Genomic DNA, 21,755 nt, shown 5'->3' with positions numbered 1-21,755 from the left:
GAGGAAAGTTGGGATTAAAAACACCTTTCCACAATTGACAGTTCTATCTGTTTATGTGTTATTTCTATCAGTAATTGCTATGCTTATTCATAACCAAACAACTAAAATAAAAACGAAAAACACAAAAATTCAACCACTTAGGCCAGACTTGGATATATATTTGCAAGGAGGTCGCTTATTAACAACTTCCCAGATAGAAAGAGAAATAAAAGCATTGTAAATTCAAAGCGATCTCAGTTAAGGACGTATTAATGGAGAAAATAGCGTTGATGCCTCATACCAATCATTTGCTGCCGGGAGGGAGGCTTGAAATAACCATCATAGAAAGTCGTTTTATACGAATGATGAAAGATGCCTTGTCAGAAAAACGTCAATTTGCCCTTTGTATGCTAAATGAAGGAACAGAATCTGACCCAGTCAAAAACCTACCCGCAATAGTGACGCTCTCAAAAATTATTGATTTTAATCAAACCGATGGTGGCTTAATAAACCTTTCAATCGAGGGTATCCATAATGTGAAGTTATCGGCGGTCTATCATGAATACGATGGTTTATTTAGTGGCGATGCTGTTATCTTACCCAACTGGTCTCCCCGTTCGATTGATTCATCAAATGAATGTTTAGCTGAGAAATTAAAGCGTCATTTTGCTTACAATCAAAAAAGTAAAATCAGTGACGACAAACTAAAATACGATGATATCAGCTGGGTATGCCAGCGATGGATAGAAATTGTTCCAATCGAAGTCTATTACAAACAGTTATTAATCGCCCAAGATTCACCTAAACTAACCATCAGATTTTTACTCAAGCTTTTTCAACACGGATAAATAACCACCAAAAGGCAGCACCTTTAGACTGATTTATCACAAACTTCAATGAAAGGTTATCGTCTTTTATACGGCTGTGTTATTGATAAGGCTAATCGCTTTCTGCCAAGTTTTTATCTTTATGGACCATGTCTCTTTTTTCTGGTTAAAACCTGAAAATAATAAAATTGTGAAAGGGCTCGAATCTGAATTCTATGCGCTTGTAAAGGACGCAATTCGCCACAATCGCCTCATTTTACCCCCTATACCCGAAGTACTCGCCAAGCTGCTAGAGCTTTGCAAACATGAAGAAACCAGCGTACATGATGTGGCTGATTTGCTGCTTGATGACCCTAGTATTACTGCCTTGATCATCAAAACCTCAAACACGGTTATTTTTAATCGCCGTAATGTCATTTGCCACGATATTTTCACCGCAGTTTCTCGATTAGGTATCTTTCGTGTCAGAGATATTGTGGCCGCATACACAGTTCAAGAGCTAAAAAACAACGCAAACTTCAGCTTAGAATGTAACAATATCTTGAAACACAGTGCGCAAAATTCCCGCCAGTTAGCAGCAACAATGGCCGTTATTGCAAGTCGTCTTCCTAATAAAAGTCATCAAAAAAATAAGCTAGAAGTAGATAAATGCCTTTTAGCGGGGTTATTAGCTGACATAGGCTTGTTTGGCTTAATCCATGAATATCAAGCATACCTTGATTCAGGTAATTACTTAGATCTTGATATTGCTAAATATATTTTTGAAAATTGTTGTGACAAAAGCAGTGAAACGGTGTTGAAACATTGGGGGTTTGACGAAGACTTCCTTGCAGTGGCAACGAACACCAAGCAGCATAGTTATCCGGAAAATCATAACAGTCAGTATCTTGACGCCGCTCGAATGGCTAGTCATCTTCTCATGTATAGAAACGACGACGCTGACATAGATACCCATGAAATCGAGCTAGATCTCTATGCGGCTGAACTGATGTATGAATTGACGAATATTTCAGATAGTGAATTTAATGGGTTAACTAAAGAAGCGATGCAAAATAGCGGCCTTTAATCCTTTCTGCCTACATCTTAATATTGCCCTATTTAGACGCTGTTGATAATCTACAGAAATCAGCAGCTTCTTGTTACGCTTAACATAAATTAAAGCTTATTAAGAATAAATAAGCTTCATTTATTGTGCCTATACATACAGCTCGTTAACTTTCACTCTACGCGCAAGGATCAGTATGTTTTCAGGGATGCTCTATATTTTCTTACCTCTAATCGTGGGGTACTTAATTCCAATTAATAACAATAACCTATTGGAATTTATCAATAAACAAACTAGTCGTCTTGTATTGGTGATTCTAGGGCTGATGGGATTAAGCCTTGCTGGACTTGATAACTTAGGTCAAAACCTTCACCAAATACTACTCTATACCACGACCTTCTTCATTGCGATAAGTGCCTGTAACCTCGTTGCCCTCCCTTTTATCGACAAACTTCTCCCTATTGCAACCGAGCTACAACATAAGAAATTGCCTTTTAAAGAAATGATGATGGAATCTGTTCGGTTGATTTTAGTCGTCGCTGGAGGGTTAATTATAGGCTTGATGCTTGGCATGGATCTATCGTGGGTGGACACTGCAAGTGAAGGTATTCTCTTACTTTTGCTATTTTTGATCGGTATTCAGCTACGTAATAGTGGTATGACACTTAAGCAAATATTATTAAACAAAAATGGGATGCTGATTGCCGCAACTATTGTCGTAACCTCTTTGCTTGGTGGCATAATTGCAGCACTGATCCTTGATGTGCCAGTAAAAAATGGGCTTGCGATGGCATCAGGATTCGGCTGGTATTCTCTAGCGGGTATTTTAATGGGAGATGGACTTGGCCCTGTTTATGGGGGCGCCGCTTTCTTAAACGAGCTACTACGCGAATTGGTGGCACTCACGCTGATCCCCTTAATTATTCGTCGTTATCCAAGTACTGCAATCGGCTATGCTGGTGCAACGGCGATGGATTTCACTCTCCCTGTGATCCAAAACTCTGGTGGTATCCGGTGTGTTCCTATCGCTATCGTTAGTGGGTTTATTTTAAGCTTGCTAGTCCCTGTTCTGATGTTGTTTTTTCTCTCTCTTTAAAACAGACTTGCAGATAACAGCGATACGTTATGTCGCTGTTATCATTCCGCTTTACACACTCTCCGGCCCCACGAGCTCTCCCTAAGCCATTCTAAGGGCTTTCTCATCTTTGTTTGCTAATCTGTCCGCTCACCGCAATTTATTTCACTCTTCTATGTCTGAGCCGCTTTTAATGATTCCTTTCACCATCTTTAAGCACCCTTGAGAGTTAATTCGGATTTCCGCTAGGTCTTACCGGAACTCTTCATCACAAACTTCAGTTGCCTTGCTCTAAAGAAACACAGTTACAGCAAATTCAAACACCCAATAGAGACATCGTTGTTTTAAACACTCACAAATACGAGAACTGAAAACGCAGACACAAAAAAGGGAAGCCGAAGCTTCCCTAAATATTTATGTATGGTTAATTCGTATTAGTTATTACGAATCCACTCATCCATGTCTGATTTCAAGTTATCAGATTTAGTACCGAAGATAGCTTGAACACCACTACCTGCAACAACAACACCTGCTGCACCTAGTTTTTTCAGTTTATCTTGGTTTACGTTTTCAACACTTGCTACTGATACACGTAGACGAGTGATACAAGCATCAAGACCAGTAATATTGTCTTTACCGCCGAATGCCATTACTAGATCTTTCGCTAGCTCTGTACCTGTAGAAGCAGCTTCTGATGATTCGTCTTCATCTTCACGGCCTGGAGTTTTCAGGTCAAGAGCACGAATTACAGCACGGAATACGACGTAGTAGATTACAGCGTAAGCAATACCTAGACCAACAAGAAGCAGCATGTTTTCTGCACGTGGCGATTGAACAACAAAGTCAATGAAACCATTTGAGAACGTATGACCGTGAACAACACCTAATGCGTTAGTTAGCATGTATGCTACACCAGCAAGTACTGCGTGGATTGCATAAAGAACTGGAGCAACAAATAGGAATGCGAATTCAATTGGTTCTGTGATACCAGTAAGGAATGAAGTTAACGCAGCAGATGCCATGATACCCATTACTTTAGCGCGGTTTTCAGGTTTCGCTGAATGTGCAATCGCGATTGCAGCAGCAGGAAGACCGAACATTTTGAATAAGTAACCACCAGCTAGTTGACCGAAACCGTTACCTGCAGCACGAGATGCGTCATCAGCAGTTAGGAAACAAGTCATAATACCGTTCACTTGCTCACCAGCAGCGTTCACACAAGAACCCGCTTCGTAGAAGAACGGTACGTTCCAAATATGGTGAAGACCAAAAGGAATTAGAGAACGTTCAATTACACCGTAAATACCAAATGCCATTACTGGGTTTTGGTTAGCAGCCCAATCAGAGAATGCCGCAATTGCGCCACCGATTGGAGGCCAAACGATAGAAAGTACAAGACCTAGAGCAATAGAAACAAAACCTGTTACGATTGGCACGGCACGCTTACCAGCGAAGAAGCCAAGGTACTCAGGAAGTTGGATACGGTAGAACTTGTTGAAAGCCCAACCAGCAACACCACCGGCAAGGATACCACCAAGAACACCAGTCTCAATGCCATCAACACCCATTACTGTTGCCATCACTTTAAGTGTAGCAATCATGATGCCGTAACCAACAACAGCGGCTAGACCCGCAACACCATCATTGTTTGTAAAACCAAGCGCAGTACCAACAGCAAATAGCAGAGCCATTTGACCGAATACGGAACCACCAGCTTGTTCCATTAAGTGAGAAACCACTTCTGGAAGAAAACTAAAGTTGGCAGCACCAACCCCTAATAGAATACCAGCTACAGGAAGAACCGATACAGGCAGCATAAGCGCCTTACCGACTTTCTGTAGGTTTGCAAATAAGTTCTTAAACATATTGTGCTCCTGAGTGAGATGTATTGTTTGAATTGAATCGGTACTAGCGACATACCCCCGTAGTCATAATGCTAGACCTCTTGTTATATATTTCGGCATCAGTATAAAATGCGGGTGCAAATATAACTTGATGACAATCATAAATACCAATAGAGCCTGAAATATAATTTCAAAACATAATATAGATCACAGTTACATTTTGCGTGCAAAACGTGTGAAAAAGCGGACCAAACACCAGCAACCCATTGTAAAATAAGAATTTAATTGAAAACAAAAAGTAATAAAAGGGATTTTTATGCAGTTTTCAATCTTGTAACGCTTGTTATTTTACGTAACAAAACTACATTTAGAGGTAAATTGATAGTTTTGTCTGATAATTAATCAATTACCAGTATGCCACTAGCGAATTATCAACAAAACAAGTAAACATTAAAACCAGAGGGACATAAGCCCCTCTAATACCAGTTACTTATTTTTAGCTCGCGAAAAAAGTTTAAAGAAGTTTTCAGTGGTCACTTTAGCTACTTCTTCACCAGAAACCCCTTTCAACAAGCCAATGTAATCAGCAACTTCTTTCACATACGCTGGCTGATTTTGCTTACCACGATATGGAATTGGCGCAAGGTAAGGAGAATCCGTTTCAACAAGCAAGCGTTCTAATGGCAAATTACTGACTACATTTTTCAGCTCGCTGGCTTTATTGAAGGTTACTATGCCTGAAATTGAAATGTAAAAACCAAGTTCAATCGCTTCTTGCGCCATCTCAAGGCTTTCAGTAAAGCAATGCAATACTCCGCCACACTTCTCTGCACCTTCTTCTCGCAAAATACGCATGGTATCTTCACGTGCCATTCGCGTATGAATGATCAACGGCTTATTCAGCTCGACTGCAACACGCACATGCTGGCGGAAGATATCTTGCTGTGCTTGTGCTGTCTCAGGTTGATAGTGATAATCAAGCCCTGTTTCACCAATCGCAACCACACGCTCATTTTGTGCATAGGTCTTGAATTGCTCGTAATCCAAACCAGAGTCAATATCCAATGGATGAACACCGCACGATGCGAAAACATTATCGTAAGGTTCAATCATCTCCATCATGGCAGGGAAGCTACGTAAGGTAACACCAACAGACAAAAAGTACTCGACACCGCGAGCCTTCGCTTTGGCCAACACATCATCAATCCCTGTATGGAGCTGTTCGTAGTCAAGTTTGTCAAGGTGACAATGTGAATCCACTAACACGTTATATTCCTCTTTCTATTCTTCTTTCAAAAAAGTACTCAACCATTTAACAATGAGTAATTCACTGTTAAGGCCTGTGTGCTTCTGTAATTGTTGATGGAGCTGGTTAATCTGTCTAGCCTGTCGAATCAAGACCGCCGCGGGCACAGTACGTGCAACTTGCTCTACCTTGGTGACTGATTCTTGGTGAACGAGATGACTTGTTACGCCTTGTTGGTACTTAATACAATCCAGTAAGAAAAAACTTAGCCATTGCAGACTTACCGCGCCTTCACTGGCACACAGACCCGCGACATCGTATAAACCAACATTAGGCAGCTGTAAAAATTCAGCAAAAGCTTCAATTAGCTTGCCATGGCGAATATCTTGTCCTTGCTCGACAAAGGCTAGCGTAGCCAATGGTGCGCCGCAATTTAAACGGACAGACTCGGCACTGATAGATTGCTTTAGCTGCTGTTCTACCCAGCGTTTGGCTTGTGCTTCATCTGGCACACTTAAGCGCCACTTGTTACAGCGACTGACAATCGTCGGTAATAGGCTATCGAGTGACTGGGATGTCAGGATAAATTGACAATTTTGTGGCGGCTCTTCCAATGTTTTTAGAATTGCATTCGCACCGGCTTCACCTAATGCATCAGCGGATTCGATAAAAATCACCCGACGCCCACCAAGCTGTGAAGTCTCAACCGCTAAACGGTTACATTTACGCACCACATCAACACTGATCTGCTTACCTTCTTGCTCTGGTTTTATCCAGTGGAAGTCTGGATGCGTTTGAGCATCAAATAATTGACAAGCATGACATAAACCACATGGTTCATTGCCGCCATTCAAGCATAAAACGGTTTGCGCTAAGTGCTTGGCTAAAACAGCCCGCCCGCTGCCCTTTGCCGCAGTCAGCAAAATTGCATGGTGCAAACGCTTTTGAGCAATCAATTGCTGCCATTGTTGCCATAGCACTTCTTGCCACGGGTATAACATTTACTGCGTCTCCAACCACTGCGTTAGCGCTGCTGTAATGTCCGCCGTTACCGCATCTAGCGTTTGGCTTGCATCAATAATAACAACACGGCTATCGTTCTCTGAAAGCTCAAGAAAACGCGCGCGGGCACGGTGGAAGAAATCAACATTCATCTGTTCAATACGATCAAGTTCACCACGACCACGAGCACGTTCAAGCCCGAGCACAGGATCGATGTCCATATAAATCGTAAAGTCAGGACGAAAATCACCTAAAACAGTATCACGTAGGTTTTCCATCAAGGCTTTATCAAAACCACGTCCACCGCCTTGGTATGCTTGCGATGACATGTCATGGCGATCACCAACAACCCAGCGGCCTGAATTAAGTGCAGGCTTAATCACATTATCCACTAGCTGAATACGCGCAGCATAAAGCAGTAGCAATTCAGCCATATCAGTTAACGGCTCATCAGGGTGACCTTCTTTTACCAAGGTACGCATTTGTTCAGCAAGCGGTGTTCCGCCTGGCTCACGCGTAGATTGTGGGTCATGGATCCCTTGTGCAGCTAACGTCGCCACCACCTGCTTAATGGCAGTGCTTTTCCCTGCGCCTTCAAGGCCTTCAATTACAATAAATTTACCGTTCATTACTTTCTTAATGTTTTTAAGTAGGCGCGTACTGCGCGATTGTGTTCACGGAGTGACTTCGAAAACTTGTGACCGCCATTACCATCCGCAACAAAATAATAATAGTTACTGCTTTCTGGCTTCATTGCGGCTAATACCGATGCTTCACTTGGCATCGCAATCGGCGTAGGTGGTAAACCAAAGATGGTATACGTGTTGTATGGGGTTGGCGTACGTAAATCTTTTTTACGAATATTGCCTTTGTAGTTCTCACCCATACCATAGATAACCGTAGGATCTGTTTGTAAGCGCATGCCTTTATTTAAACGATTCATGAAAACCGACGACACTAATGTACGTTCATTATCAACAGCGGTTTCTTTCTCGATAATCGAGGCCATGATCAACGCTTCATAGGGCGTCTTAAGCGGAATAGCTTGATCACGTTTTTGCCACGCGGAACCTAATAAACTGTCCATCGCGTTAAACGAACGGCGCAATACTTCTAGATCACTGGTACCTGCCGTGTAATGGTAGGTTTCAGGTAACAAGTACCCTTCTAGCTTATCTGTGGTCGCGCCAATTTTGTCTGCAATATCCGCTTCACTCATGCCTTCAGTCGCATGTTTGATATGCGGAGCTTGGCTTAGTTGTGCTAACCAATCTGAAAAACGGTCACCTTCCACTAAGGTGATCGCAAACTGATGTTCCTTACCACTGGTTAGCAAGGCTAATACACCATGTAGTGTCAGGTCTGTTGGAATTTGGTAAGTACCCACTTTAACTTGTGCTAATGATGGATCAAGCTTTACTACCCAGCGGGTCCAGCGCGTTTGCTTGATAATTTTCGCACGATCCAGCTGATTCAATACGCCTCTAAAGCTTGAACCTGGTGTAACCGTAAATAATTTCGATTCAGTGTTAATCACAGGTTGCGACAAAGATGCCACGACCTGTTGATACGACCAGCCAATAGCACCTGCGCCAGCTACCGCTAACACCACGATAACTAACAATAACTTCTTCAGCACGAATACAACCTCTTATTCAACTCATTAAACGCCATGCGCTCAGTAAAGGAATGTTCATTAATTTGATTAATAGGCACCAACGCCATTAGGGCATTAGTAATAAAGACTTCATCTGCGCAAAGCAATGCATCAAGTGGTGATTTTACAATCTCCAGACAATATGGCGTCGATTTAATCAATGTCATTACATGTGATCGCATCACACCACATACCCCTGCCATTGATAAATCTGGCGTAAAGATAGTATTTCCTTTTCGCCAAAAGATATTGGATGCAGACGTCTCCACGACTTGTCCCAACACATCACAAACGACAGCATCTGCCCAGTTGCAAGATTCAATTTCTTGCTTCAATAACACCTGCTCTAATCGGTTAAGGTGTTTAAATCCAGCCAACATAGGTGAAAGGCCTAATGCTTGCTGACAGACACCTAACTCAATACCGACTTGTTGCCAGCCATGATAGTGGTTTGGGAATGGAGAATGTGAAATCACGACACTCGGCGACTCGCATCCTGTAGGACTATAACCTCGCCCCCCACTACCTCGGCTGATTAAAAGCTTTACCACCCCTTTACTGGCAAAATTAGCAGCAATACGTTCAACTTGTTGCTGAACTGTCAGCCAATCAGGCATGGGAATGGATAACGCGGCTAATGTTTTTTCAAAACGAGCTTGATGTAAAGGCCAAAGACGAGGCTTTCCCTGTTCAACCAAAATAGTGGAAAAGCAACCATCACCATACTGCATCGCACGATCGCTCACCGCTATATACTCAGCTTCAGCTCCATTAATGCACGTCATATCCACTCACTTATAACGATTATACCCACCCTAATAATGGTTGGGGTATAGGCAAAAAAAAACGGCCCGGTAAGAATACCAGGCCGCTTTATGATAACAGGTTACAATTAAATTTTCTTGAACAGCAACGAGCCGTTTGTGCCGCCAAAACCAAATGAGTTACATAGAGAGTACTCAAGGTTTACTTGACGTGCTTCACCCGCGACGTAGTCTAAATCACAGCCTTCGTCTGGGTTTTCAAGGTTAATTGTTGGTGGAACTGCTTGATCAACTAGCGCCATCACTGAAATGATAGACTCAACAGAACCCGCAGCACCAAGAAGGTGGCCAGTCATTGATTTAGTTGATGAAACCAGTACATCGTTCACTGCCGCGCCCATAGCACGCTTGATACCAAGCGTTTCTGCTACATCGCCCGCAGGTGTTGAAGTACCATGTGCATTAATATAACCAATTTTATCCGCATTAATACCCGCATCACGGATACACGCTTCCATTGCTAATGCACCGCCAGAACCGTCAGGGCTTGGTGAAGTCATGTGATAAGCATCACCACTCATACCAAAACCAACAAGTTCAGCGTAAATTTTTGCGCCACGCGCTTTTGCATGTTCGTACTCTTCCAGCACCATCATGCCCGCACCATCACCAAGAACAAAACCATCACGGTCTTTGTCCCATGGGCGAGAAGCCGCTTGTGGGTCGTCGTTACGTGTAGATAGTGCTTTAGCAGCCGCAAAGCCGCCCATGCCTAGCTCAGTTGATGCTTTTTCTGCACCACCCGCTAGCATTGCATCTGCATCACCGTAAGCGATCATACGTGCAGCATGGCCAATGTTATGAAGGCCAGTTGTACACGCAGTAGAAATTGCAATATTTGGACCACGAAGACCATGCATGATAGACATGTGGCCAGCGATCATATTAACAATTGTAGATGGAACAAAGAACGGGCTAATTTTGCGCGGCCCTTTTTCCATGTATGCACGATGGTTTGATTCAATAAGACCAAGACCACCAATACCTGAACCAATAGCAACACCAATACGTGGTGCATTTTCTTCAGTAACTTCAAAACCAGAGTCTTTCAGAGCCTGAACGCCAGCCGCAATGCCGTATTGGATAAATAAATCCATTTTACGAGCATCTTTCTTAGTCATGTATTCTTCACAATTGAAGTCTTTCACCATACCCGCAAAACGAGTAGCGAAAGCACTTGCATCGAAATGCTCAATATTGCTAATACCACTAGTACCAGCCAACAGTGCTTTCCATGAAGAATCAACTGTATTGCCTACAGGCGACAGCATTCCCATGCCAGTAACAACAACGCGACGCTTTGACACGATCTATCTCTCCGGGAATTGAGGGTTTAAACAGGGATACATAAAGAAATAAGGCGGTCATGGTGACCGCCTTGAGGTGTTCTTAATTACTCAGAAGCGCCAACAACGTAGTCGATTGCTGCTTGAACTGTTGTAATTTTTTCAGCTTCTTCGTCAGGAATTTCAGTATCGAATTCTTCTTCAAGAGCCATTACTAGTTCAACTGTATCTAGAGAATCAGCACCTAGATCGTCAACAAAAGAAGCTTCGTTCTTAACTTCAGCTTCGTCTACACCCAGTTGCTCGATGATGATTTTTCTTACGCGTTCTTCGATGTTGCTCATTAATCTATTTCCTTAAAACAAGAATTCGCTAATGCGATTTGCTGTAGTTTATTCATTACTACAAAAGTTGCAACTATCACAGTGCTGGTCAAACCACGATTTTGCATGAAAATACACTGACTTTGACTTGCATCATCAAGTTTTACAACTTTATTGGTTAAATCATGTACATGCCGCCATTTACGTGCAACGTTTCACCTGTTACATAACCAGCATCTTCAGAGGCTAGAAAAGCAACAGCTGCCGCGATTTCACGTGGGTCACCCAAGCGACCTGCAGGTACGTTTGCTAGTGTAGCAGCACGTTGGTCATCATTCAGGGCTTTTGTCATATCGGTTTCGATAAAACCAGGTGCTACAGCATTTACTGTAATACCACGAGAAGCCACTTCACGCGCCATTGACTTAGTAAAGCCAATCAAACCTGCTTTTGCTGCCGCATAGTTGGTTTGACCCGCATTACCCATAGTACCAACGACTGAGCCAATACTAATAATACGGCCATGACGCTTTTTCATCATTGCACGTAGTACTGCTTTAGACAGACGGAATACCGATGTTAGGTTGGTATCCATAATATCTTGCCACTCGTCATCTTTCATACGCATAAGCAAGTTATCACGGGTGATACCCGCATTGTTAACAAGAATGTCAACATCGCCAAATTCTTCTTTGATCTGCGTTAGCGCCGTTGCAATCGACTCAGGCGATGTAACGTTTAGTGCCAGACCTTTACCGTTTTCACCCAAATAAGCGCTGATTGCTTCTGCGCCACTTTCAGATGTTGCTGTACCGATTACTTTTGCGCCACGCTCGACTAAAATTTCAGCGATCGCACGACCGATACCACGGCTTGCACCTGTAACCAGTGCAACTTTACCTTCCAGGCTCATTGTTATTCCTCTTTAACTAATACTACTTAGTGGGTAATGCAATAACTATTCAGTTATTTTGCTGCTTCTACAGAAGCAGAATCATTTACCGCAGAACCACCAAGTGCGCGATTAATACGTTTTGTCAGACCAGTAAGTACTTTACCTGGGCCCATTTCAAGCAACTGTTCGATACCTTCTGATGCCATACGCTCAACAGACTCTGTCCAACGAACTGGACCATAAAGCTGTTTTACTAACGCTAGCTTAATCGCAGCAGGATCGGTTTCAGTTGCCACATCTGCATTGTTAATCACAGGGATTGCAGGTGCGTTAAATTCAATACTTTCAAGTGCTACAGCTAGTTTGTCAGCTGCAGGCTTCATAAGTTCACAATGTGATGGGACTGATACTGGAAGTGGTAATGCACGTTTAGCACCCGCTTCTTTACACAATACGTTTGCACGCTCAACGGCTTCTTTATTACCCGCAATAACCACTTGGCCTGGCGAGTTAAAGTTCACAGGCGACACAACTTGGCCTTGTGCTGCTTCTTCACAAGCTTTTGCAATCGCGTCGTTATCTAGACCAATGATTGCAGACATTGCACCAACACCTGCTGGAACCGCTTCTTGCATTAATTGGCCACGTAGTTCAACCAATTTAATCGCATCTTTAAAGTCAATAACGCCAGCACATACAAGCGCAGAGTATTCACCAAGACTATGGCCAGCAACAACTGTAGGTTGCTCGCCGCCTTCTTGTTGCCATACACGCCAAATTGCAACAGACGCTGCTAGCAATGCAGGTTGCGTACGGTGCGTTTGATTTAAATCTTCTGCTGGGCCGTTTTGTACTAATGCCCACAAGTCGTAGCCTAGTACTTCAGATGCTTCAGCAAATGTGTCAGTAACAACAGAAAATTTTTCAGCTAGTTCAGCCAACATGCCAACTGCTTGAGATCCCTGACCAGGGAATACAATCGCGAACTTAGACATTCGAGAATCCTTATTCTTATTTTACTGAATAATATTCAGTTCTTTTTGTAAGAGTTACCGCTGCAGACGCATCAGCAGCCATAAAATTAAAACTTAACGAGCGCAGAGCCCCAAGTAAAACCGCCACCAAACGCTTCTAACAGCATCGTCTGGCCACGTTGAATACGGCCATCTCGTACCGCTTCATCCAGCGCTGTTGGCACTGTCGCTGCAGAGGTATTACCGTGACGGTCAAGGGTAACAACCACCTGTTCCATCGACATGGATAATTTTTTCGCTGTCGCTGAAATAATGCGTAAATTCGCTTGGTGTGGAACAAGCCAGTCTAGCTCAGACTTGTCCATGTTGTTCGCCGCTAACGTATCTTTAACTAGGTTTGATAACTGTGTTACCGCAACCTTAAAGACTTCATTACCCGCCATGTACAACCATTTATCATCAGTAAATGCTTCACCATGTTCAGGTGTCGCTAGGCTTAGTAAACCACCAAAATGACCGTCTGCATGTAAATGGGTAGAAAGAATACCAGGTTCTTCGCTTGCACCTACAACCACAGCACCAGCAGCATCACCAAATAAGATGATCGTACCGCGATCGTTAGGATCACACTTGTGCGATAACGCATCAGCACCGATCACTAAAACATTTTTCGCCATGCCCGTTTTAATATGCTGATCTGCAATACTTAACGCATAAACAAAACCAGAACACGCAGCTGCAATATCGAATGCAGGGCAACCTTTAATATCGAGCATGCCTTGCACTTGGCAAGCCGCTGATGGGAATGCGTGACTTGCACTGGTCGTCGCCACAATGATCAGGTCGATATCTTCTTTATCAATGCCCGCCATTTCAATAGCGTTTAAAGATGCTTGATAGCCCATTACCGCAACGGTTTCATCTTCAGCGGCAATACGACGCTCGCGAATACCAGTACGCGCAACGATCCACTCGTCGGTTGTGTCGACCATTTTTTCTAAATCGGCGTTAGTACGCACTTGTGCTGGTAGGTAGCTACCAGTACCTAATATTTTACTGTTCATGAAAATCAATACGGCCTCTCGAGTAAGACTTCTTCCAAACGACGACTGATTTTTTTCGGTATTTGTCGTTTGGCCTCGTGTACAGCTTCACCAATGGCATATGTAAAAGCTGCTATATCGGCACTTCCGTGGCTCTTAACCACAATACCGCGCAATCCTAGCAGACTTGCACCATTATACTGGTCGGGGTTCAACTGCTTAAGGTTTTGGAATAGGTCACTAAACAACCATTTGGCCAATAAACCTTTTATTGGATTACTCGTCACGGCTTTTTTGAAGCTCGAGATAAATAAATCAGCAACACCTTCACTTGTTTTCAAGCAAACATTGCCGACAAATCCATCACAAACCACAACATCCGCTTTATCAGAGTAAAGCTGATCACCTTCTAAGTAGCCAATAAAATGAATATCTGGTGATTGATGTAACATCTCTGCACAACGCTTCACTAAATCGTTGCCTTTAATTTCTTCCTCGCCAATATTGAGCAGCGCAACACGTGGCTTTTCAATATCGCACTGTTCCGCCATTACAGAGCCCATCACAGCAAACTGGAATAATGTATCAGCATCGCATGACACATTAGCCCCTAAATCAAGCAACCATGTTTTATTGTGATTTTTAGTTGGAATAGCAGAGACAAGCGCAGGCCGTTCAACACCAGGGAGCTGCTTTAAAATGTAGCGTGACAACGCCATTAACGCCCCTGTATTACCCGCACTGACACATGCGTCGGCTTGCTTCTCAGCGACAGCATCAATAGCCATACGCATAGAAGTACCTTTGCTATGACGCAAAGCTTGAGACGGGCGAGTGTTGTTTTCTATGATGTGTTCGCAATGAACAATAGAGATTCGAGGGTGTGAAACGTGATTATGAAGAGATAGTTGAGATGTGATCGCACTTTGATCACCATAGAATATAATTTTTAGCTCTGGGTATTGTAACAATGCCTGCACAGCGGCAGGCACTATTACATGAGGACCGAAATCCCCACCCATTGCATCAAGTGCAACGGTTAGACCACTCAAGGTTCAACCTTATTTGTTGATAACCTTGCGGCCACGGTAGAAACCGTCAGCTGTCACGTTGTGACGTAGGTGAGTTTCACCACTTGCAGAATCTACAGATACAGCTGAAGTTGTTAGTGCATCGTGTGAACGACGCATACCACGTGCTGCACGTGATTTTTTGCTCTTTTGTACGGCCATTAACCCTACTCCTGTTAAATTACTTACTTAGATTTTTCAATACTGCAAACGGATTCGGACGCTCATCAGCAACGGGGATCTCACCAAAAGTCATGTTTCCGCTAGCTTTACAGTCAGCTTCATCATGCATTGCGACTTGTGGTAATTCTAACATCAGCTCATCTTCGATGACTTCAATTAGGTTGATCTCGCCATTTTCGTCGACTTCCGCCGGCTCATAGGCTTCCGGGAACTCATCAACTGCCTCTGGTTTGAGGAGCGGACTAAAACAGAACTCAACACCGTATTTGTGTTGGAACTCTTCCTGGCATCGCTGACAGGTCAACGTCACTTCAACATCTGCACTTCCGCGCATGAAAGCAAGGTGACGTTGGTCAAAGTCAAATGATAAGGTGACGTTTGCATCACTTGTTACGCTCTGGACAGATTTCGCCAAACGCTTTAAAAGATCAGCTTTGATGATGCCATCATAGTCGAGTCTTTTTTGAGCGCTGCGAACGATATCCATCGTTAACGGTAATTTTACCTTTTGCATAGGGCGCGAATATTAGCCTTCTAATTTGTTTGAGTCAAAGGAAATGTGTGTGAATTACTAGCTTTTAACCAATTCACTCAGTGTTACTTAGTGAACCGTTATAAAACATGTCTATTTCCTGTTTATATCTTACTTTCAGCAACACTATGAGTCACTTGTAAGTGCACTTCAACACGGTGAAATAACCATCACTTCATGCTGTTTTATTCATCAACTGCTGCGAACACAGGGTAATAATATTAGAATACAGGCAATAAACCTATAACGAGATATCACCATGTCACAGCCTCTGCTTTTAGCTTCAACGTCGCCATTTCGTAAAGCCTTGCTCGAAAAGTTTGGTTACCCCTTCGAAACAGCAAGTCCAAATACTGATGAACAAGCACTGGACAACGAATCTGCGGAACAACTTGTTGTTAGACTCGCAGAGCAAAAAGCCCAAGCATGTGCCGTTAGCCATCCTGAGCACCTTATTATAGGCTCAGATCAGGTCTGTGTAATCAATGGTGAAATTATAGGTAAACCTCATACTATTGAAAATGCCTGTCGCCAATTGGCTAACGCAAGTGGCCAAGTTGTCACCTTTTATACAGGGCTTTGCCTTTTCAATGCGCAAACTGGCTTATCCGATGTTATTTGCGAGCCCTTTCATGTTCATTTTCGCGATCTAACTACGCAAGAAATTCAGCGTTACGTTGAGCGAGAGCAGCCATTATATTGTGCAGGCAGCTTTATGTGTGAAGGCTTAGGCATTGTGCTATTTGACCGCCTAGAAGGACGAGACCCTAACACACTAGTTGGATTGCCACTGATTGCGTTACGTGAAATGCTTGAAAAACAAGGCATACAGATCCTGTAACAGAGTACATCCAGCAAATATCAGCTAAACAAATCACCAAAAATAAAAGAGAGGTGACCTAAGTCACCTCTCTTTGTCCACCCTGAACATGATTATCGCCGCCTAAATATTAGCGCTGACGATAATGCGCTAGCTTTAGCCTTTCACACGCAGTTTCTCAACGGCACGCTGTAATTTGGCTTCCATTGGTGCACTAATATCCATCGCCTCATCCGTACCCGGATGGGTGAATTTGATATTGGCAGCATGTAAGAACAAACGGTCTAGCCCAGCTTTTTTGGTAAACGCATCAAATCGTGGATCGCCATAGCGGTCATCCCACGCAATGGAGTGACCAGCATACTGACAGTGCACACGTATTTGGTGTGTACGACCAGTAACAGGGCTCGCTTGGATAAGCGTCGACTTATCTAATCGCTCTAATACTTTAAAACGTGTATCCGACGCTTTCCCGTTAGGGTTCACACGAACAATACTGTTCACTTCATTTTTAAGTAGTGGCGCAGTCACTTTCTTACAACTTGCTTTCCACTCCCCCATTACCAAAGCAAAGTAATACTTCTGTACTGTCTTCTCACGGAACTGTTCTTGCAAGCGACGTAACGCAGAACGTTTTTTCGCTATCAGCAAGATACCCGATGTATCGCGGTCGATACGGTGAACTAATTCAAGGAAGCGCGCATCAGGACGTAATGCTCGCAATGCTTCAATTGCACCAAATTTCAAACCACTACCACCATGGACAGCCGTACCCGATGGTTTGTTTAGAATCAGCATATGATCATCTTCATAGATAATGCATGACTCTAACTCTGCCACTTTGTCGAGCTTAGTACTTAACGGCGCTTGTGCTTCTTTTTCCGGCACCTTAACTGGCGGAACACGTACAAGATCGCCATCTTGCAATTTATATTCAGGTTTTATACGTTTTTTGTTTACTCGCACCTCACCTTTGCGCAAAATGCGGTAAATCATACTTTTTGGAACGTTTTTAAGCCGAGCACGGAGAAAGTTATCGATCCGTTGGCCTGCAAAATCATCAGTAATCTCGATGAAATGCACTTTTGGTTTATCTTCATTCATGGGGCATGATTGTATACCCAAATGACTATTTGATGCTATGTTCATGAGTACTTTGGGTACAACTCGCATGTAATACCAAGACCATTAATTAACTAAGCAGAATATTGCGCAGGAAAAAACACTTAAAACTAGGCATAGATTACGGTTAGCTAGTTGTTCTACCTACAAAATCTATAACGCAGTTATCAGTGAGTTTAACCAGCAAGGATGATTTGATAGTAATGGGATTGGTATAAAGCAGATTGCCGCAAAAAATGCTGCCTGCTATCATTGCGTACTAAGTAGGGCAAAACGCCTACTTATTTGACAAGGTGATGATTATCTCACCTAAACGACTAATATTTATGCAGCTTTAAATTCGTACGCAGCAGATGGCGTAAGACGTTAAGCGTTTTTAGAGCATTATTAGCGTGTTTGATTAAAGAATTTTTATTGATGCGTAGATACAACCGCGTCGATGTGGTGATGCCGGCTGTTTATTTTCTGATTTAACCATCTGAAACAGCTGGCTAATAAGTGTAGCCAAAAAGCACTCCTGAAATCCCAGCCGTGAGGCTGCACTCATATACAGTCTTGGAGTCTGGCACCGTCGATAAAGAATCTCTGATCTACTCGCTATAACAACGACAATAAACGAGTATATAAAAATGAAAAGAATGTTGATTAACGCAACTCAGAAGGAAGAGTTGCGCGTCGCATTAGTTGATGGGCAGAAGCTGTTCGATCTTGATATCGAAAGCCCTGGCCACGAATCTAAAAAATCAAATATCTACAAAGGTCGCATCACGCGCATCGAACCAAGCCTGGAAGCAGCGTTCGTTGATTATGGTGCTGAGCGCCATGGTTTCCTCCCTCTTAAAGAAATCGCGCGCGATTACTTCCCAGCTAACTACACTTACCAAGGTCGTCCAAACATCAAGGAAGTGTTAAATGAAGGCCAAGAAGTTATCGTTCAAGTCGATAAAGAAGAGCGAGGCAACAAAGGTGCTGCGCTAACTACTTTTATCTCTCTTGCTGGTAGCTACCTTGTACTGATGCCTAATAACCCTCGTGCTGGCGGTATCTCTCGTCGTATCGAAGGTGAAGAGCGTACCCAACTTAAAGCTGCACTAAGCACATTAGAACTACCACAAGGTATGGGTCTGATTGTTCGTACAGCTGGCGTTGGCAAATCAGCAGAAGAGCTTGAGTGGGATTTAAATGTTCTACTTAATCACTGGAGCGCAGTAAAAGAAGCCGCTGATGCAGCTGAAGCGCCTTTCCTGATTCACCAAGAAAGTAACGTTATTGCTCGCGCAATTCGTGACTACCTGCGTCGTGATATCGGTGAAATCCTGATTGATAGCCCGAAAATCTTCGACCGTGCACGCGATCATATCAAGCTGGTTCGCCCAGACTTCTTATCTCGTGTTAAGCGCTACGAAGGTGAAGTGCCACTATTTAGCCACTACCAAATTGAAAGCCAAATCGAATCTGCGTTCCAGCGTGAAGTTCGTTTGCCTTCTGGTGGCTCAATTGTTATCGACCCAACTGAAGCGCTTACTTCGATTGATATCAACTCTGCTCGCGCAACAAAGGGCGGCGATATTGAAGAAACAGCACTACAGACTAACCTTGAAGCAGCAGATGAAATTGCACGTCAACTTCGTCTACGTGACCTTGGTGGCCTAGTTGTTATCGACTTTATCGATATGACGCCAGTTCGTCACCAGCGTGAAGTTGAAAACCGTCTACGTGAAGCCGTTCGTATTGACCGTGCTCGCGTACAGATTGGTCGTATTTCTCGTTTCGGTCTACTAGAAATGTCACGTCAACGCTTAAGCCCTTCTTTGGCTGAAGCAAGTCACCATGTATGTCCGCGTTGTACGGGTACTGGTGTTGTTCGTGATAACGAATCACTGGCTCTATCTATTCTTCGTTTAATTGAAGAAGAAGCATTAAAAGATAATAGCGCGCAAGTACTTGCGATTGTGCCTGTTGCCGTTGCTTCTTATCTACTGAACGAAAAGCGTCGCTCTGTTCAGCACATCGAGAAATTCCATAATGTTCGTGTCATCATCGTGCCGAACGCAGATATGGAAACTCCACACTTCGAAGTACTACGTGTTCGTGGTGGTGAAGAAAGTGATGCACTTTCATACTTAATTCCAAAGAACTTGGAAGCATTGAAAGAAGCGGAAGCCGCAGAACTACAACAACCTGAGCGTATCATTAAGAAACGTGAAGAGCCTGTACTTCAAGGTTTTGCAGCACCAAAACAGCCTGCTCCTACAGCTAAACCAGCCGCTGCCAAACCAGCTGCCGCGCCAGCACCAGTAGAAGAAAAACCAGGCCTGTTTAGCCGTTTGTTCTCTGCAATTGCTAACTTCTTCTCTGGTTCTGCTGAGCAAGAAACTGAAAAGAAAGAACAAGAGCAAAAAGATAACCGTCAGCGTCGTGACAACCGCAATAACCGTAACAACCGCAATAACCGTCGCGATAAAGACAACCGTCGCCGTAACAATCGCCAACAAGATGGTGAGCGTAACGACAACGAAAATGACAACCGCGAAAATCGTGAAAACCGCAATCCGCGCAACAACCGTGGTGAGAAAAACCAAGGTGAACAGCGCCAGCGCCGTAACGATAAGCAAAAGCAAGAACGTCAAGATCGCAATGCCCAAGGTGACAAGCCGAACAAACAACGTTCGCCTCGTAACGAAGAAGTAAAAGATCAAAAACGTCCAGCTCGTAAAGATGAGACTCAAGCGCCAAAACAACGTCAGAAACAAGAGCCACAACCAGCTGTTGTTGAAAACGTTCAAGCTGAAGACCAACAACGCGAGCAAGCGAAGACAGCGAAGATCAAACAACGCCGTCAACGCCGCCAACTTCGTAAGAAAGTACGTGTTGTTGATGAAGCAGAAAATGCAATTGTACAAGATACAGCGATCGTTGAAGCTCCAGTATCAGAAACTGTTGAACAGCCAGTAGTAGCCTCTCCTCTTCAAGAGATGGGTACATCAATGGCGAAAGAAGCACAATCTGAGACTGCTCCGCTAAACGCTGTTGAAGAACAAGCGCAAAATGTTGATCAAGACCAAGATGCAGAACAAAACGAACGTGAAGGTGGCCAACGCCGTAACCGTCGTTCTCCTCGTCATCTACGTGCAAGCGGCCAACGCCGTCGTCGTCTACGTGATACGCGTGTTGAACAACCATCTGATGAAGATGTTGCTTCAGAAGCTATCAGCCATGCTGTTGTTGAAGACACGGATACGCTAAACGATCTAGAAAATGTTGTTTCAGTTGTTGAGAAGCCTCAAGCAATTCGTCCTCGCACTGGTGTTGCATCTCCAGAAATGGCGATGGGCAAAGTATGGGCTCGCGCACCGAAACCAGCAGTTACAGCGGTTGAAGTCGCACCTGTAGCGACGCCAGCAGTAGAAGCACCTGTTGAAGCAGTTGAAGAAGCAGTAGCACTATCTGGTGTTGCTATGCCTGAACTGGCAATGGGTAAAGCTTTCCCTCTTCGTGATGAAACCGTTACTGAAGATATTGCAGCTGCTACAGAAACTGTTGTTGCTCAAGAAGCGCCAGTAGCAGAGATTGCTGAAACACCAAGTGCACCAGTTCAAGTTGCTCAAGAGCCTGTTATTGCAGAACCTAAAGCAGAAGTTGCTACTGTAGCAGCACCGACTGAGAAAGTGCTGGTAACAGTAACATCACCGCGAGGCAAACATGCTGTTGCGATGATGGCAAAAGCACCTGCACCAGTTGAGACTGCAGAAGCGGTTGTTGTAGCAAGTGCACCATTACGTGAGGAGCGCCTACAAGCGCGCCAAGCAGGTAGCCAAACAGCAACTAGCAAAGCAACTGCACCAATGGCAAGCACTATGCTTAGCTAATACGTGCATCAAGCTATAAACAAAGGCCATGCTTCTGCATGGCCTTTTTGTTTACGTTTCATCCAAATGATATAAAGCGTGATTTATCACTACACAACACTTTAATTCATCTGAATTATATTAAAAGCAGTAATAAGTC

The 21,755-nt window shown here is 43.6% G+C and carries 20 protein-coding genes; 5 read left to right on the top strand and 15 right to left on the bottom strand.

Features of this window, described 5'->3' with window-relative positions; all coding sequences use genetic code 11:
• The first annotated feature begins 251 nt into the window (after positions 1–251).
• The 3 genes from ASV53_RS01105 to ASV53_RS01095 all read left to right on the top strand — a co-directional run bounded on the left by ASV53_RS01105 (position 252) and on the right by ASV53_RS01095 (position 2,947).
• A complete protein-coding gene (locus tag ASV53_RS01105; RefSeq protein ID WP_094955775.1) occupies positions 252–827 on the top strand; it encodes an LON peptidase substrate-binding domain-containing protein in 576 nt (191 codons plus the stop codon).
• Positions 828–948: 121 nt separating this feature from the next.
• Positions 949–1,872 (top strand): HDOD domain-containing protein, encoded by a 924-nt coding sequence (locus tag ASV53_RS01100; RefSeq protein ID WP_062688576.1) that lies wholly within the window; start codon positions 949–951, stop codon positions 1,870–1,872.
• Positions 1,873–2,047: 175 nt separating this feature from the next.
• Positions 2,048–2,947 carry a LysO family transporter gene (locus ASV53_RS01095; protein ID WP_094955774.1) on the top strand — a complete coding sequence of 300 codons (900 nt, stop codon included), beginning with the start codon at positions 2,048–2,050 and terminating at the stop codon, positions 2,945–2,947.
• Between the two features lie 413 nt (positions 2,948–3,360).
• On the opposite strand, the gene ptsG is transcribed toward ASV53_RS01095, so the two are convergent.
• From ptsG to yceD, 14 genes are all read right to left on the bottom strand, one after another.
• Complete coding sequence (ptsG, locus tag ASV53_RS01090; protein WP_062688572.1) at positions 3,361–4,791, bottom strand: PTS glucose transporter subunit IIBC; 1,431 nt, start codon at positions 4,789–4,791, stop codon at positions 3,361–3,363.
• 465 nt (positions 4,792–5,256) lie between these two features.
• Positions 5,257–6,036 (bottom strand): TatD family hydrolase, encoded by a 780-nt coding sequence (locus tag ASV53_RS01085; RefSeq protein ID WP_062688571.1) that lies wholly within the window; start codon positions 6,034–6,036, stop codon positions 5,257–5,259.
• 15 nt (positions 6,037–6,051) lie between these two features.
• On the bottom strand, positions 6,052–7,017 hold the full coding sequence (gene holB, locus ASV53_RS01080) for a DNA polymerase III subunit delta' (RefSeq protein ID WP_094955773.1): 966 nt from the start codon (positions 7,015–7,017) through the stop codon (positions 6,052–6,054).
• Positions 7,018–7,647 carry a dTMP kinase gene (gene tmk / locus ASV53_RS01075; protein ID WP_062688568.1) on the bottom strand — a complete coding sequence of 210 codons (630 nt, stop codon included), beginning with the start codon at positions 7,645–7,647 and terminating at the stop codon, positions 7,018–7,020.
• Positions 7,647–8,657: an endolytic transglycosylase MltG gene (gene mltG / locus ASV53_RS01070; RefSeq protein ID WP_094955772.1), complete on the bottom strand. Its 1,011-nt coding sequence runs from the start codon at positions 8,655–8,657 to the stop codon at positions 7,647–7,649. The genes tmk and mltG overlap by 1 nt, the downstream gene beginning before the upstream one ends.
• Positions 8,651–9,460 (bottom strand): aminodeoxychorismate lyase, encoded by an 810-nt coding sequence (pabC, locus tag ASV53_RS01065; protein WP_094955771.1) that lies wholly within the window; start codon positions 9,458–9,460, stop codon positions 8,651–8,653. The genes mltG and pabC overlap by 7 nt, the downstream gene beginning before the upstream one ends.
• Positions 9,461–9,567: 107 nt before the next feature.
• Positions 9,568–10,806: a beta-ketoacyl-ACP synthase II gene (fabF, locus tag ASV53_RS01060; RefSeq protein WP_062688565.1), complete on the bottom strand. Its 1,239-nt coding sequence runs from the start codon at positions 10,804–10,806 to the stop codon at positions 9,568–9,570.
• Between the two features lie 86 nt (positions 10,807–10,892).
• Positions 10,893–11,129 carry an acyl carrier protein gene (gene acpP, locus ASV53_RS01055; RefSeq protein WP_062688563.1) on the bottom strand — a complete coding sequence of 79 codons (237 nt, stop codon included), beginning with the start codon at positions 11,127–11,129 and terminating at the stop codon, positions 10,893–10,895.
• A 157-nt stretch (positions 11,130–11,286) separates the two neighbouring features.
• Entirely contained in the window at positions 11,287–12,021 is a 735-nt protein-coding gene (fabG, locus tag ASV53_RS01050) for a 3-oxoacyl-ACP reductase FabG (RefSeq protein WP_094955770.1), read from the bottom strand.
• 53 nt (positions 12,022–12,074) lie between these two features.
• The gene (fabD, locus tag ASV53_RS01045) at positions 12,075–12,998 is read right to left on the bottom strand and encodes an ACP S-malonyltransferase (RefSeq protein WP_094955769.1); all 924 of its coding nucleotides are present in this window, start codon (positions 12,996–12,998) and stop codon (positions 12,075–12,077) included.
• 86 nt (positions 12,999–13,084) lie between these two features.
• Positions 13,085–14,041: a beta-ketoacyl-ACP synthase III gene (locus ASV53_RS01040; RefSeq protein WP_062688559.1), complete on the bottom strand. Its 957-nt coding sequence runs from the start codon at positions 14,039–14,041 to the stop codon at positions 13,085–13,087.
• A gap of 5 nt (positions 14,042–14,046) precedes the next feature.
• Entirely contained in the window at positions 14,047–15,072 is a 1,026-nt protein-coding gene (gene plsX / locus ASV53_RS01035) for a phosphate acyltransferase PlsX (protein WP_094955768.1), read from the bottom strand.
• 9 nt (positions 15,073–15,081) lie between these two features.
• Complete coding sequence (gene rpmF, locus ASV53_RS01030; RefSeq protein ID WP_062688557.1) at positions 15,082–15,252, bottom strand: 50S ribosomal protein L32; 171 nt, start codon at positions 15,250–15,252, stop codon at positions 15,082–15,084.
• A 19-nt stretch (positions 15,253–15,271) separates the two neighbouring features.
• Positions 15,272–15,787, bottom strand: coding sequence for a 23S rRNA accumulation protein YceD (gene yceD / locus ASV53_RS01025; protein ID WP_062688556.1), 516 nt, complete (start codon positions 15,785–15,787; stop codon positions 15,272–15,274).
• 277 nt (positions 15,788–16,064) lie between these two features.
• Here yceD and ASV53_RS01020 point away from each other — a divergent pair, with 277 nt between their 5' ends.
• Positions 16,065–16,646: a Maf family protein gene (locus tag ASV53_RS01020; RefSeq protein WP_094955767.1), complete on the top strand. Its 582-nt coding sequence runs from the start codon at positions 16,065–16,067 to the stop codon at positions 16,644–16,646.
• Positions 16,647–16,781: 135 nt separating this feature from the next.
• On the opposite strand, the gene rluC is transcribed toward ASV53_RS01020, so the two are convergent.
• On the bottom strand, positions 16,782–17,729 hold the full coding sequence (gene rluC, locus ASV53_RS01015; RefSeq protein ID WP_062688554.1) for a 23S rRNA pseudouridine(955/2504/2580) synthase RluC: 948 nt from the start codon (positions 17,727–17,729) through the stop codon (positions 16,782–16,784).
• A 647-nt stretch (positions 17,730–18,376) separates the two neighbouring features.
• On the opposite strand from rluC, the gene rne reads away from it, so the two are divergent.
• Positions 18,377–21,616 (top strand): ribonuclease E, encoded by a 3,240-nt coding sequence (gene rne, locus ASV53_RS01010; RefSeq protein ID WP_094955766.1) that lies wholly within the window; start codon positions 18,377–18,379, stop codon positions 21,614–21,616.
• Positions 21,617–21,755 lie beyond the last annotated feature (139 nt).

It is taken from the genome of Photobacterium sanguinicancri, assembly GCF_002265265.1.
GTDB classification, from domain to species: Bacteria; Pseudomonadota; Gammaproteobacteria; order Enterobacterales; family Vibrionaceae; genus Photobacterium; species Photobacterium sanguinicancri.
Note: the sequence above shows the minus strand (reverse complement) of the source record. Positions and strands in the feature narration are given on the sequence as shown.

What these genes read in the sequence shown, in the direction of transcription:
- ASV53_RS01105 (WP_094955775.1), top strand. Translation starts at nt 252, where the DNA reads ATGGAGAAAATAGCGTTGATGCCTCATACCAATCATTTGCTGCCGGGA.
- ASV53_RS01100 (WP_062688576.1), top strand. Translation starts at nt 949, where the DNA reads ATGGACCATGTCTCTTTTTTCTGGTTAAAACCTGAAAATAATAAAATT.
- ASV53_RS01095 (WP_094955774.1), top strand. Translation starts at nt 2,048, where the DNA reads ATGTTTTCAGGGATGCTCTATATTTTCTTACCTCTAATCGTGGGGTAC.
- ptsG (WP_062688572.1), bottom strand. Translation starts at nt 4,791, where the DNA reads ATGTTTAAGAACTTATTTGCAAACCTACAGAAAGTCGGTAAGGCGCTT.
- holB (WP_094955773.1), bottom strand. Translation starts at nt 7,017, where the DNA reads ATGTTATACCCGTGGCAAGAAGTGCTATGGCAACAATGGCAGCAATTG.
- tmk (WP_062688568.1), bottom strand. Translation starts at nt 7,647, where the DNA reads ATGAACGGTAAATTTATTGTAATTGAAGGCCTTGAAGGCGCAGGGAAA.
- pabC (WP_094955771.1), bottom strand. Translation starts at nt 9,460, where the DNA reads ATGACGTGCATTAATGGAGCTGAAGCTGAGTATATAGCGGTGAGCGAT.
- acpP (WP_062688563.1), bottom strand. Translation starts at nt 11,129, where the DNA reads ATGAGCAACATCGAAGAACGCGTAAGAAAAATCATCATCGAGCAACTG.
- fabG (WP_094955770.1), bottom strand. Translation starts at nt 12,021, where the DNA reads ATGAGCCTGGAAGGTAAAGTTGCACTGGTTACAGGTGCAAGCCGTGGT.
- fabD (WP_094955769.1), bottom strand. Translation starts at nt 12,998, where the DNA reads ATGTCTAAGTTCGCGATTGTATTCCCTGGTCAGGGATCTCAAGCAGTT.
- ASV53_RS01040 (WP_062688559.1), bottom strand. Translation starts at nt 14,041, where the DNA reads ATGAACAGTAAAATATTAGGTACTGGTAGCTACCTACCAGCACAAGTG.
- rpmF (WP_062688557.1), bottom strand. Translation starts at nt 15,252, where the DNA reads ATGGCCGTACAAAAGAGCAAAAAATCACGTGCAGCACGTGGTATGCGT.
- yceD (WP_062688556.1), bottom strand. Translation starts at nt 15,787, where the DNA reads ATGCAAAAGGTAAAATTACCGTTAACGATGGATATCGTTCGCAGCGCT.
- ASV53_RS01020 (WP_094955767.1), top strand. Translation starts at nt 16,065, where the DNA reads ATGTCACAGCCTCTGCTTTTAGCTTCAACGTCGCCATTTCGTAAAGCC.
- rluC (WP_062688554.1), bottom strand. Translation starts at nt 17,729, where the DNA reads ATGAATGAAGATAAACCAAAAGTGCATTTCATCGAGATTACTGATGAT.
- rne (WP_094955766.1), top strand. Translation starts at nt 18,377, where the DNA reads ATGAAAAGAATGTTGATTAACGCAACTCAGAAGGAAGAGTTGCGCGTC.